Here is a 14,983-nt window from a genome sequence, read left to right as displayed (position 1 = left end):
TTAAACCTCCACTTCATAGGTATCCCAGATGTTTGCCGCAGCTTTTTCGTTCGTTTCTTCTTTGCTGTCCGGCGAAATCAGCCGCTTATTTAATGCAGGCGGTGTTAAAGGATGGCGCTTGATTGGGCGCCCTTCGTCTTCCTGCCACGCTTCCACAATAACGTGGGCGTTTGTTCCGCCGTCGGCAAAGCAGTTAATTCCTGCCGCCGGTATTGGTGACGGCCAGTCTGCCAGAGTGCGGCTGAACTGAATATTGGCCTTTTCTCTATCAAAATGTGTATTTTCATGCTCGCCTGATAAAAACGGGATAAAGCTCTTTTCTTTCAGCATGAGAACAACTTTTATGAAACTTGCAATTCCTTCCGCGCAAAGCGGGTGCCCGATGTTCGGTTTCACAGATCCGATTCCGAGCGGGCCGGCGTCTTTTGAACGGTAGACGGATTGAATGGCCTTCAGTTCTAACAGATCCGTCACGACCGTGCCTGAACCGTTCGCTTCAATATGAGTAATGTCTTCCGGCTGTTTTCCGCTTTTTTCAAGAGCCTTCTTCATGACGGATTTTTGCGCTTCCAGACTCGGCGTAGCCGGGCCTGCCGTTCTTCCGTCATTATTGACGGATGCCGCCTTCACTACGGCATAAATAGAATCTCCGTCTTCAATGGCCTGAGACACGGTTTTTAATAGAACCATTCCGACACCCTCGCCCAGCACGACTCCATCGGCGCGTTCGTCAAATACATGGAACGACTGCGCTTTACTTAATATGCCGCGCTGTTCAAATAATTTATGGGTTTCTTCTGATTCAAATAGGCTCACGCCGCCGACGACGGCCGCTTTTATTTCTCCTGTTACAAGAGCCTGCACGGCCATATTCATGCCGACTAAAGCAGAAGAACAAGCCGTATCGAGGACAACACTCGGTCCGCGCATATCAAAATATTGAGAGAGATTTGCGGCCAAATAATTCTGGCCCAGCGCGACGATCGGGTTTTTCGCATCCAGCAGTTTCTCTTCACCCGGTTTGTGACGGCTGCGTCCGCCGAGATACACACCTATTGCTTCTCCCTTTATCTCATCCGGCGTATAGCCAGCGTGATACCACAGGTTAAGGCATTCTTCCAGAGCGGCCAAAGCTTGAGGGTCCATTGCCTTTACATCTTCTTCTGCCAGTAAAAAGAAGTCCGGATCAAATTGATGAATTCCATCAAGCATTCCCGCGTAATAAGGCGTCTTCAAACCCCATCGCTCAGCCGGAACAGGACCGATAGCCGAACGGCCTTCAGCCAAAAGCGACCAGTACGCCTCTAAGGAAGCCGCCCCCGGAAACCGGCAGGACATGCCGACGACCGCGATATCTTCCCGGTGAATCTGTTTTCCGGCCGGCTCTTCTTGCACCTTAACGGCTTGTGTTTCAATCACCGGCTCAGCCGGCTTGTTCATAACAGGCTCCGCCGCCAAATCAAACCGTTCTGACAAAACTTCTGTATATCCTTCGAGAAGCCAATTTGCGAAAGATTGAATCGTCGGATATTCATACAGAATGGACGGGTCAAGCGATGCCGAGAGATTCCGGTTGATCCGCTGCAGAAGCTGAGCAAGGATAATGGAGTCCACTCCGTAATCTTGGAATAATACGTCTGTCTCAAGCTGATCCTGGTCAATCCGCAGCTCTTCAGAAAATAATTCTTTCAGCCATTCTTCTGTTTTCCTTGTTAATTGAGCGTTGTCTGCGGCAGTATAAGCGGTTTTTTCCGCCGGTTTTACCATAGCCGGACTCATTGGCTGATCCTGCCTGCTCCGCCGCAGGAATCGCTCCGGCTTCCACAGCTTAGGATTCAGAACGGCCGGCAGCACCGGGCCCCTTGCTGATTCAAGAAGTATGCCGTCAAGGAGCTGTAATCCTTCTGCATTCGTGATGCTGTATAGCCCGCTCTCTTTATAAGCTTTGTTCGTTACTTCGCCCATTCCGGTTTCTTTCCAGTTCGGCCACTGAATGCTTACGATCGGCAGCTGCTCTTTGTATGAGTTTGCAAAATAGTCCATATACGCATTGGCCATGGCATAGTCGGCCTGTCCTGCCGAAAGCGCCGGTATCGCAGCTGACACGGAAGAGAACAAGACGAAAAACTTCAGCGGCTCTTCGCTGAGCACACTGTATAACGCCTGAAGCCCGTCTACTTTCGGCTCGAGCACGCGCTGTATGTCTTCATCGGTTTTTCTGATGAATGCGAGCGTCTCTTTATCGGTCACACCCGCGCAGTGAATCACGCCGCCGATAGGTCCGAGCGTCTGTTTTATCTGACTCAGTTCCTGTCTCAGCCCGGCTTCATCAGCTAACGGGACTGACAATACCTTCACTTGTACACCTTTGGATTCCAAGTCGAGAACAGCTTCAATTTTCGCTTTTACAGAAGCCGTCACCCCATTCAGTCCGCCCGTCCAATCACTTCGCGGCGGAAGGGTCTCACGGCCTGTGAGCACCAGTTTTTTCACTCCGTAATGTTCGGCAAAATGGCGTGCGCATAAAAGGCCGATCCCCCTCGTACCCCCGGTGATCAGAAGCACATGGTTGTCCGGAAAATCAATTCTCTCGCCTTGCATATTCATATTTTCTGAGCCGCTTAATACAGCGCGGTAACGCAAGCCATCCCTCCGGCAAACTTCCGCGTCATCAGTACGGGCATGAAACTCATCGGCAATCTGCTTCGCCAGTTTGTCAACAGAAAGCCCTCCTTCAAGGTCGAGATGCCTTGAAGACAGATGACCGTACTCGTATGCCAGCATTCTGTACAGACCGGCCCGTTTTGCTCCTGTTGTTTGATTGGCTTCTTTATCTAGTGACTCAAGGTCTTTCGTGACACAAAGCAGTGTCATCCCTTCTTTATGCCCATGCTCAATCAATTGCTGAAGCCATTTGATACCGGCCATGTCTTGAGAATCTTCTTTCGCTGCGCCGAGGAGGTCGATGACTCCGCCAAACGCCTGCCAGTCATATTCACCGGTAAGGTCTGATGCTGTGATGATACGGTGATTCGGCATATGGGCTGCGATCTCTTCTGCGAGATTGATCGTGTCCCCGCCTGTCAAAATCGCAACGGAACGTGCGCACGGTTCACCCAGTTCGAGCGGGCTCGGTTCCCATTGTTTCGTCAGAATACGTTTCATCCGTTCCTCTGTATGGACCTTCTTTTTGTCAGGATTCTCAGGCACCCAATACGTGTCTTTTGCGAACGGATAAGACGGAAGACTGAGTAAACGCGGCGTACCCTTTTCATACAGCCGGTTCCAATTCAATACGCCGCCTTTCACCCATACCTCTGCCAGCTTGGCGAATTTGCCTTTTCTGATCCAGGCGTCAATGACGATGTCCATATCTTCATCTGCCGTGAACAAGGCAAACGTATCTTTATTGCGGTGAGACTGGCCGGTATACAGCCCGGCGATGTTTTTCTCATTTTTCGTAAATGCTTCCAGCTTTGTTTCCAATTCCGCCATCGTCGCTGCAAGAATGGCTAAGCGCTCTTCCATTTCGTCCCTTCCGGTTTGCAGCGTATAAGCGACGCCCGCCAAGTCTTGATCTGTATAAGGCGTTTGACGGATCGCTTTTTGCAGCTGCTGCGCCTGTTCAAACAATTTTTCTTTTGATTTGGCGGACAAAACGATGATTGCCGGATTTTCCGGGCTGTGCTCAGGCTGAGCGGCTGCTTTCGGGACATACTCTTCAATGACGATATGAGCGTTGACCCCGCCGATGCCAAATGAGCTGACCCCGGCCCGGCGCGGAATGGCATTTCCGTTTCTATCTTTTACTGCCGTCCATTCCTGATTTTCCCGCACGATGTAGAAAGGACTGTCATCAAGCTGAATGTACGGATTGATCGTCTCGCAATGCAGGCTTTTCACCAGCGTTTTGTGCTTCATTTGCAAAAGCACTTTCATGACGCCTGATACTCCCGCGGCAAGCTCTAAATGGCCGATATTGCTTTTGACCGAACCGATGCCGCAGCGGTGACCGGAGACTTCAGGCTCTTGATTTGTTTTCGCCAGCTCGTGAAACGCCGCTTTCAAACCGTTTATTTCAATCGGGTCGCCCAATTCCGTTCCTGTACCGTGCGCTTCAATATACGTAACGGTGCTCGGGTCCACTCCCGCTTTCCGGTATGCTTTCACCAATAAATCAGCCTGCAGTTTCGGATTCGGCGAGGTTAACGTATTCGCCCGGCCGCCGTGGTTTTCAGCCGTACCGCGGATCACGCCGTAAATCGGATTGCCGTCACGTTCTGCATCTGTCAGTTTCTTCAGCATCAGAATTCCCGCGCCTTCTCCTCTGACATACCCGTTGGCATCTTTGGAGAAGGTTTTGCATTTTCCGTCTTTGCTGAGCATGCCTGCTTTGCTGTAGCTGATATGCGCTTCTTCCGTCAGAATCGTGTTGATTCCTCCGGCAATCGCCATGTCGCATTCTCCGTTTTCTATAGCGGATACCGCCCGGTGAATCGCCACAAGCGAGCTTGAGCATGCCGTTTCAATCGGCTCACTTGGCCCGTGAAGATTTAACAAATAGCTCAAACGGTTCGGACCTATGGAAGGAATCATGCTGCCTGTCGCCGCATGTCCTTCCGGCGCAAGACCTGCCCTTGTGAACAAATCTTTATAACCGGTATTTCCGGTGCCGATAAAGACGCCCGTATTTGTGCCGGAAAGGCTTTCCGGCTTACAGCCCGCATCTTCTATCGCCCGCCATGCATAAGTCAATAACAGCCGCTGCTGCGGATCTAAATATTGGGCTTCCCGCGGTGAAATCCCAAAGAACAGCGGATCAAATTCAGCTATTCCGTCGATAAAGCCGCCCCACTTGATATTCGTTTTGTTCCCTTCAAGATTCGGGTCGCCATCAAACGCTTGCCAATCCCAGCGTTCTTTCGGAATGGTTGTGATCGAATCCTTTCCTTCTTTCAAATTGCGCCAAAATTCCTCTATATCCTTCGCGCCCGGGAATCGGCCGCTGATTCCGACAATGGCAACCGTATCCAAGCGGCGCGGCTCTTGTGTCGCTGCCGCAGCGTTCATTACCGTTGCGAAGCGCTTTTTCCGCTGCATTTTCGATTTTTGGGCTTTTGGCTGCTCTTTTTTCGGAGACTCTTTCTTCTTTTCGCCGAAACGGCCCGGATGCTCTTTTGCCAAATATCCGGCGAGACCGCTGATCGTTCCGTACTCAAAGAAAATCGTCGGCGCCAGCTCCAGCTGATACGCTTCATTTAATTGATTCGTAAAGACGGTAAAGGATACGGAATCAAAACCGTATTCACTCAATTCCGTATCTGTCTCAATGTCCTCACGGTCTACTTTTAAAATGCCGCTTACCATGTCTGTCAAAGCGGTCTGAAGCGTTTGAAGAGATTCTTCTGCATCGTGTTTTTCTTCCGGCTGAGAAGGAAGGCCGGCTTCTGCCTCATCCGTCAAATACTCTGCTAAACTGCGGATCGTCCCGTGTTCGAAGAAGATCGTCGGCGCCAGTTCCAGCTGATACGCTTCATTTAATTGATTCGTAAAGACGGTAAACGATACGGAATCAAAACCGTATTCACTCAGTTCCGTATCAATATCAATCTCGTCTTGGCCGACTTTTAAAATTGAACTGACCAATCGGATAAGCGCACCGTGCCATTTGTCTCCCGAAACGGCGGATACAGGCTCTATTTTCTCCACCTGCGGCTTTTCAGTTTCAGAAACGGATAGGAACGACTGTTTTAATTTTGCAGCGTGTCCTTCAGCTGCCAAAAGCTGCGGCTTTTCCTGAGCCATTCCTTCATAAAATGCAGCCAGGCCTGACGACTTTTGAAGCGGAACCATGCCGAAAGCTTTTTTCATCATTCTCTCCGTCTCGTCTCCCGCCTGCATACCGCCATCTTTCCACAGCGTCCAGTTAAAGGCGACCGTTTTTCCGTGCCGCAGGCCATTCTCCGTAAGGGATTGCCTGTAAGCGGCGTACGCATCCATAAACGCGTTGCCTGCGGCATAATCAGCCTGCCCGATATTGCCGAGAATGCCGGAAACACTGGAGAACAATACGAAAAAGTCAAGATTGCAGTCTTTGCTGGCTTCATCTAAATAAGCGGTTCCGATCACTTTCGGATCAAGCACTTCCCTGAACTCTTCCTTCGTTTTTTGCAGCAGGAAGCGGTCTTGTATCACTCCCGCAGCGTGAATAATTCCGTTAAGCTTTCCGAAATCCGCCGTAATCTCTTTTATCAGCGCTTCATTTTCCCGCCGGTCTGCCGCATTCAGCTTTTTGTAGACGACATTTGCGCCTGAGTGCTGAAGCATAGCAAGCTCACGCTGTTTGGCTTCTGTCAGATTTGAGCGGCCGGTCAGAATGATTTTCGGGTGTTTAACGCGACCTGCGATTTCTTTTGCGAACATCAACCCCAGGCTTCCTGTCCCTCCGGTAATCAGATATACGCCTTCGTCCTTCCAGACGGCGCCGCCCCCTGCGGGATGCATTTCTTCCCAAGCCTTCACATACCGTTTGTCTCCTTTATAACGGATATGTTTATCATGCGGCCGATGACTGTCGTTTTTCAGTTTTTGAGCGACAGCCGGCATTTCACCAATTGATTCCATTTCGATGAGCTGACAGTCAAGTTTTCCGTATTCCAGCTCGGCTGTTTTTAACAAACCTGTTAACCCCGCAAACAATTGCTGGCTGCCGTCTGCTGAAATAACGGTCTGAATCAGAATGCGGCCCTGCCTTTTTTCGCTGATGATCCGCCGGATGTGTTCGGCGATTGTCTGCGCGTAGCTTTGGAAGCGTTCAGCGGCTGTTTCACCCTCACCTTCTGCAATCAGCAGTTCGGCGTCTTTCAGGCCGGATGCCGCTTCATCTTTTATACGGCAGGCATCTTCACAAAGTATGATCAAATGCTCATCACCATGGACAGAAGCTTTCTCGGATGCGGCGGCTTCTTTCCAGACCGGTGCAAACAAGACCTTTTCCGAGCCTGATAGCCGCTGAGCCGATTCTGCATCGCCTTCAAGCACTCTCGTAGAAAATCCTCTCACCTTCACGCAAAGCGCTCCTGTTTCGTCGAACAGGTCAATGTCGGCTTTCTGCACGGAATCACCGATTTGATATCCTTCACTGAAGCGTGCATGCGCCCGCATAATCGGCGTGCATGCTTTGACGACTTCAAGATATTCCAGCGCAAACGGCAGAATCAGTTTTTGTCCGGAAAACTCCTGCATAATGCAGATCGTCGCCGTCTGAACAGCCGAATCAATGATGCTCGGATGAAGCGTAAATTGTCCGTTCGTATGAGAAACAGAATCCGGAAGCTGTATGTCCGAAAGCACTTCTTTCTCGCCGATAAAGGCGGACTTAATGCCTTGGAAGGCTTTTCCGTGGAACATCCCCCTGCTCCGGCCTTCCCGATAAAAGACCGCCGGATCAAGAATGTCCGCTGTGCATCTGTTTTGTATGGCAGAAAGGTCTGTCTCAGGATCTTGTTCAGCCTTTATGATTTCGGCCCGTCCTTGGCTGTGCAGCACTTCTTCACCGTCAGCGTTTATGCTGTAAATGTCATATGAGATGATGCCGTCCTCTTCAGGGAACAGCGCAATATGGACCTGGCGCTCTTGTTCGTGAACGACGATCGGTTTCATCCAGACGGTATGATGGAGCGTTATTCTGTCTTGGTCTTTTAATAAGCCGCCAAGCGCCCGTTTTACCGCTTCATAAGACATTTCCAAATATGCCGCTCCCGGCAGCACAGCTTTTTCCCTGACCACATGATCCTTCAGGAAAAATTCTGAGCCTGTAAACCGTGAGCTGAACCGCTGAACGGCCAAATCTGACGTATTTTGCTGCACGAGCGGGTGTAAAACTGAGACTCCGGTGTGTGCGGCAGATGTGTTCTTTTCTGCTTTTTTCGGCCAGTACGGCTCCTTTGCAAACGGGTAGACCGGCACGCTGATTCGTTTCGGATGCTTGTCTTTGTAAAGCTTGTGCCAATTAATGGCGACACCTTTACTCCACATTTCACAGAGCTTCGTTCCTTTTCCTTTCGCAAGCCATTTCTCAATGAGTTCAGCGCTGTCATCATCATCAGAAAGCCAGGCAATATCTTTCGCCTGCTGTTTTTCTCCCCTGAAGCAGCCTGTTACAGCCGGCTTATCATTGATAAAATCGGCAAGCTGCCGCTTCAGCTCCGCAATGCCGCTTGTGATAAAGGCCGCGCGCTCTTCCATCGCTTCCCTTCCGACTTGGAACGTGTAGGCAAGATCAGCGAGGTCGGCGTCCGTTTTTCTTTCCAGAAAAGCCAGCAGCTGTTTTGCGTACTCCTTCAGACGATCTTTTTTTCTGGCAGACAACGGAATGATGAACGGACCGGCAGCGTCTGCTGCCTCAGATGCATCCGGATATTGTTCAAAAATCGCGTGTGTGTTTGTTCCGCCAAGACCGAAAGAGCTTAAAGCCATGCGGTGCGCTGTGTTCTCACGGGTTAACTCTTTCTTTTCTTCCGCTACGTAAAACGGAGAGTCTTCTAAATGAAGATTCGGGTTCGGCTCTTTGTAATTGATGCTCGGCGCGATTTCCTGATGATATAAGCTCATGACAACCTTGATGCAGCCCGCCATTCCGGCCGCTGTATCCAAATGCCCGAGATTTGTTTTGACTGAACCGATGCCGCAGTATTGTTTTTTATCTGTATATCGGCCGTACACCGATTGAAGTGCGGACAGTTCGATCGGATCGCCGAGTTTTGTTCCTGTGCCGTGAGCTTCGACGTACGCGATCGTTTCGGGATGGATGCCCGTCTGATCAATGACCTTCTGAATGACCTCAGCCTGTCCTTTGACGCTCGGCGCATAAAATCCGACCTTATCCGCTCCGTCGTTATTGACGCCGATTCCGCGCAGCAGCGCATAAATATGGTCGCCGTCCTTAACGGCATCAGACGCTTTTTTCAAGAGCACGGCGCCGGCCCCTTCACCGCCGATCATTCCGTCAGCAGCCGCGTCAAACGCTTTAATATGCCCGTCGCTCGAAAAATTCAGCCCCGGCTGATGAACATATCCGGCGCTTGATTCCGTATGAAGGGTCGCACCGCCGACAAGGGCGTACTTGGCTTCGCCGGACTGCAGGCTTTGAAAAGCCGAATGCAGGCCGATTAACGAAGATGAGCAGTTGGCATGGACAAAATAGCTCGGCCCTTTCAACCCGAGTTTATGAGAAATCATCGTCGGAATCGTACCGCTTTGGGCAAGCACCCATGACACGTAGCCATCCGGCGTTTCCAGCTGTGCTGTCGTCTCCTCCGGCAGCAGGCTGCGGTAAGAGTTCGTGCTGGCAGACATATACACGCTTGTTTCCGGAATTTCTTTGGAGATATATCCCGCATCCTCGATTGCCTTCCATGAATGGAGCAAAAGCATTCTCAGCTGAGGGTCCATATATTCCGCATCTTTCGGTGAAAAGCCGAAGAAACCGGGATCAAACATTTCTTTCCCCTCTAAAACTGATTTAGCCGGAACGAAGCCGGGATGATCAGCCAGTTCTTCAGAAATACCGGATCGGCGGAGCTCTTCTTTTGAAAAGAAGGTGATGCTTTCTTTGCCTTCTTTGATGTTATTCCAAAATTCATAATGATCTTTCGCTCCCGGAAATTCACAGGATATACCGATAACCGCGACACTGTCCTCGTAATAACCGGGAATTTCTCCCGCTGGATGTTCCCGGTCTTCTGTATTCACTTTCTTTTGCGGCACAGGAGCCAAAACGGTTTCTTTCGGTTTTTGTTCTGTGATGTACCGGCTGATGTCTTTTACCGTCGCGTATTCAAAGAGCTCTGTTACACTGAATTCACAATCCAGTTCCTGCGTCATCCGGTCAGTGACAGTCACGGCAAGAAGCGAATCTCCCCCCGCATCAAAAAAGCGGTCATCAAGCTCTATATCTTTGCTTTTCAATACATCCTGCCAAATCGCCAGCACCGCCTGCTGGATATGAGATGATGAAAATGTTTGTGTGTCCGGCTGCTTTTCCGTCAGATCGCGGGCAGCAAGAAGCTTGCGGTCCACTTTTCCGTTCGGTGTGAGCGGCAGCTCTTCAAGACGGATAAAAGAAGCTGGCGTCATATAGGCCGGCAGCGCTTGTTTCAAATGATTGCGCAATTCCTTTGCAGATGGAAGCGGCTCTCCGTTTTTCAGGATATAAAACGCGCAAAGCTTCTCATTTCCGGAGTGATTGTTCACAACCACTACGCTTTCCTGTACGGCCGGATGGGCATTCAGCCGGCTCTCAATATCTCCGGGTTCAATCCGGTAGCCGCGGATTTTGACTTGGGTGTCCATCCGTCCCATGTATTCAATGCGGCCGCCGGGAAGAAAACGCGCCATATCGCCTGTTTTATAAAGCTTTGATCCCAGTTCGAGCCGGTGGCTGACGAAAGCTTTATCTGTCAGCTCAGGCTTGTTGAAATACCCTCTTGCCAATCCGTCTCCCGCAATACAAAGTTCTCCCGGCACCCCTTCTAAAACAGGGTTGAGACCGGAATCCATAATATACACGCGGGTATTGGCGATAGGGCGTCCGATCGTAAGCGCACTCTCATTTTCCGTTATACGCTGCACCGCGGACCAGATTGTCGTCTCTGTCGGCCCGAACATATTCCAAGCCTCACTTTTCGTATCGAGAAACTGCTGCTTCAATTGTTCGCTGAGCGCCTCTCCGCCGCAAAGGATTTTCACTTTTTCTTCATTTGACCATCCGGAATGAAAGAGCATTTTCCATGTAAACGGCGTCGCCTGCATGATCGTCGGTTTGTACTCTTGAATCAGCTCTTTCAGCTTCCGTGCGTCTTTGGTGACTTCTGTCTTACAGATGTTGCACTCCGCTCCTTTGATTAAAGGAAGGTACAGCTCCAGTGCCGCGATGTCAAAGCAATATGTCGTGACGGCAAGCAGTTTGTCTTCGGACGAAAGCCCCGGTTCATTCGCCATCGAGAGTAAGAAGTTGGTCAGCGCCCGGTGCGGAATCATGACACCTTTTGGTTTGCCCGTGCTGCCCGACGTGTAAATGACATACGCCAGGTCGTCAGGTGTCACTAACCGCTTCAGCGACGTTCTTTCCGCGGCTGTACTTTCAATATGAGACCAATCGCGGTCAATGGCAGTTGTCTGCACGCCTCCCCAGTTCAAAGAGTGCTCTAAATCAGCCGTCGTCAGGCACATTGAAATCCTGCTGTCGGCGATCATATATTCCAATCTGTCAGCGGGATAAGAAGGATCAAGCGGCACATACGCTCCCCCGGCTTTTAAAATGCCGAGAAGGCCGACAGCCATATGCAATGAACGGTCTGTATAAATGCCGATGAGATCATCAGGGCCTGCACCGTGCGCCTGCAAATAGAGCGCCAGCTTCGTGCTTTTTTCATCAAGCTCACGGTACGTCAGCTTTTGCTCTTCATACACGACCGCACAAGCGTCCGGCGTTTCTGCCGCCTGACGTTCGAATAATTCATGGAAGCAGGCATCCGGATATTCACGGCTTGTCTCATTCCAAGTCTTAAGAATCATGTGCTCCTCTCTTTTTGTCATGAGAGGAACGTTCTCAAGCGGCATATCCGGATTCGCCGTCAAAACTTCAGCAGCCTGTACAAATTGGCTGAAAAGCCTGGCCGCCCCTGCTTCGTCGAATAATTCGGTGCTGTATTTAATCGTAAGATCCATGCCTGATGCTTCTTCCCACATTTCAAATACAAGATCATATTCCCCCTCCTGATGAATGTCTTTTACAAACTCACAGGAGAATTCCTTGTATTCATCAAGCATCGATTGATAGCTCGAATGCTGCAGAAAGTTCTGATAGAAAAAGGCATTGCTGAAAACAGGCGAACCGTTCTGCCGGGGTTTCGCATGCACATCACGCACCATTTTCGGGAACGGATAAAATGAGTGATCCAGTCCGTCCAGAACGGCATCCTGCACCTTTTGAACAAAGTCAGCAAATGTTTCTTTTCGTCCGGCTCTGCTCCGTATGGGAAGCATGTTAAGGAAATGGCCGACCACTCCGTCAAAGCGTTCTTCGGGTCTGACCATTGCAGGCATGCCTGTCACAATATCTTCCTTATCCGTATATTTGCTTAAAAGCACCATGTAACAGCTCAGCATGACGGTAGACAAATGAATCGAACGGGATGCGGCAAACGCCGTTATATTATTCAGCAGCCGTTCGGGAAGACGGCGTGTCAGCGTATCTTCTGTAAACTCCGGAACACTGCTGTCCGTGCGCATCGGCGGAAGCTGAAGGTCAGGCAGATCGCCCCCGAGCTGTTTCATCCAGTAAGCGCGGTCAGTTTTGCTTTCTTCCCCCGCTAAATACCGCTTTTCCCAAGTTGCGAAATCGGGATGAATCCCGGGAGCGGCGGCCGTAAACTCTTCTTTTCCCTCCAGCAGCGCCTGATAATGATCCAGCAGACTGTGAATAAATGTAATGGATGAAATGCCGTCAAACACGATGTGGTGAATGACCGTCAAAAGATAATGTTCCTCGGCGGATTTTGAAAGCAGCTGCACGCGCAGCAAAGGCCCGCCTTCTTTGACAAACGGCTCTTTCACTTTTTTCCGTATCAGAGCGGATATTTGTGATTCATTGACGTCAGAAATATCTTCTTCCGAGAATACAAAAGGATCTGCCGCTTCTATGAAATATAACCCGCCGTCTGTTTCATTCACCGCGCTTTTGAGCATCGGATGCTGCTTTAATACGAACTGAAACGCCTGTTTCAGTTTCTCTTTGTCGATTCCGGATGTGAATCGGAAACAGAGCGGGACATGGTATGCAGTCGTTTCAGGCGACAATTTTTGCAATGTCCACAGCCCTTTTTGGACTTCTGAAAGCGCTGGCGCCGTTTGCCGTCTATCCCGTTTTGCCGGCGGTTCGGCTTTTTGGGAATGATGCTCCGCTGACATGTTTGCCGCTTTTTCAGCAGTATAAGCCGCTAAAGCGCCAATCGTCGGGTTTTTGTGCAGCTCTCTTGCCGTCAGCCGGATGTGATACGTTTTTTCAATTGATCTGGCGAGTTTCATCATCTTGATGGAATTGACGCCAAGACTTTGAAACGGCGTATTTGGATCAACGAGCTCATCCGCGATGGAAAGTTCCTCTTTCAGAAAACGGATAAAATCCCGTTCAATTTCTTTCTCTGCAGAAGCCGTGTCTGAATTGCCGCCTTCTTGTCTGTTATTATGTAATGAATCAAATTGCCCTTGTTCAAATGAATGTTTCAGCTGAGTGCGCTGGATTTTCCCGATCGCCGTCTTAGGAATGTCTTCTTTTGCGACCGGAAGCAGATAATCAGGGGTAACGCCGATTCTCTGTGTCACGTGCTGGTGAATGTGATGAAGAAGCTTCGTCATGCGGCTCTTATCCAACGGAACAGATGTCACAAAGAAAATCGCCAGCTCATCTGTCGTGCTTTGATTCGGCCGGACGGCGCATGCCGCTGTATAAGATGTTTCAATTTCCGGCAATTCCTCAACGGCTGATTCAATGGCGTGGCTGTAATAATTCACACCGTTGATAATGATGGCATCTTTCGTGCGCCCCGTTATCGTCAGGCGGCCTTCACGCAGAAATCCGAGATCTCCCGTTTCAAACCAGCCGTCTTCTGTAAAGACACTGTCATTTAAGTCCGGGCGCTCATAATATCCGCTCGTTACAGTCAGACCAGACACTTGGAAGCGGCCGATTTCTCCTTCTTCCACCACTTGATTGCGGTCATCGGTAATTCTCATATTAAATCCCGGAATCGGCAGACCGATCTCGACGAAACGATCGTCGTCACTCGTGTTTTCCAGTGTAAACTCATCTGAGAAAATAACGCCCGAAGACGTTTCGGACATTCCCCATGCGGGACGGATGGCATTAGCCGGCAGACCGTGCGGCTCTAAAAGCTCCATAATTCTGCGTCCGACTTTCGCAACCGCGGCCTCCCCGCCGTTCAGCATGTAACGCATGGAAGATAAGTCCCATTTCCGCGTTTGAATCTCTTCTGCAAAATCGGCAAGCAGTCCAAAGGCAAAATTGGGGGCCCACGTGACCGAAGCGCGGTAATGATCAATCAGGTCGAGCCATTTTAAAGGGTCCATCAAAATGGATTCGCTCGGTATGTTGATTTCCTCACATCCGAGATAAACATCACGCAGATGAAGCATTCCGATGCCGCCGACATGGTCAAAAGGCATCCAGTTAAACGTGACATCCTCACTTGTATAGCCCTGCATCTGAATATTTCCTTTGACCATGCAGACGATGTTTTCATGGCTGAGCATCACGGCTTTCGGCATGCCCGTGCTTCCCGAGGTCAAAAGCAGCATCGCCAAATCTTCCGGACGGGGATGATGACAGTCCGTGTCCATTTCATGCGCACTGAGATCTTCTGCCGCCAAAGCGCAAAACCCGGAAAGCTCCTGCTCCTCCGCCCATTCAGTCATCTCCGGCAGCACGTCACGGCTTGTGATGACATACGGCTGATTCAACAGCATCCAGGCGTCTTTTAGTTTTTGCGTCCCGCTGTTCATTTCTGTATAAGCCGGAGCGGCCGCAAGCGGAACCGGGATCGCTCCTAAAAAAACACAGCCCCAAAAAGCAGGAATCAGCTGGGAATTGTCACTGAGCTGTAATATGACTTCATCCTGAGCCTTCACTCCTGACTGGCGGAGCCCTTTCACAATCGAAAGAGCGATCTTTTTCAGGCCGCTGTAAGTCTGGTACACTTTGGTGCCGTCAGGCTGTATATATGTGATGCCCTTTTGATCTCCCGCTGCCGCGGCGGTTTTGTGCAGGACTTCAGGAATCGTCATCGGCTGATCCGCTGAAAGCCGCAATGATTTTCCATAGCTGACAGATGGCTTGAGTAACCCGCTTGCCTTCATATCACTTTTCATAGAGCTGCCTCCATTTCATCTGTATGTAAGATGT

The 14,983-nt window shown here is 50.3% G+C and carries 1 protein-coding gene; it reads right to left on the bottom strand.

The features are described 5' to 3' along the window. On the bottom strand, window positions 1-14,949 hold the full coding sequence (locus J6600_RS08680; RefSeq protein WP_209388255.1) for a non-ribosomal peptide synthetase: 14,949 nt from the start codon (window positions 14,947-14,949) through the stop codon (window positions 1-3). Between the last annotated feature and the right edge of the window lie 34 nt (window positions 14,950-14,983).

Origin of the sequence: Bacillus sp. LJBV19, from assembly GCF_017797845.1 — a bacterium.
Taxonomy (GTDB): Bacteria; Bacillota; Bacilli; order Bacillales; family Bacillaceae; genus Bacillus; species Bacillus velezensis.
The sequence above is the reverse complement of the archived record's forward strand: the minus strand, read 5'-3'. Positions and strand labels throughout refer to the sequence as shown.

Bases quoted from the DNA above. Each gene is read 5' to 3' on its own strand.
- J6600_RS08680 (WP_209388255.1), bottom strand. From the start codon at position 14,949: ATGAAAAGTGATATGAAGGCAAGCGGGTTACTCAAGCCATCTGTCAGC.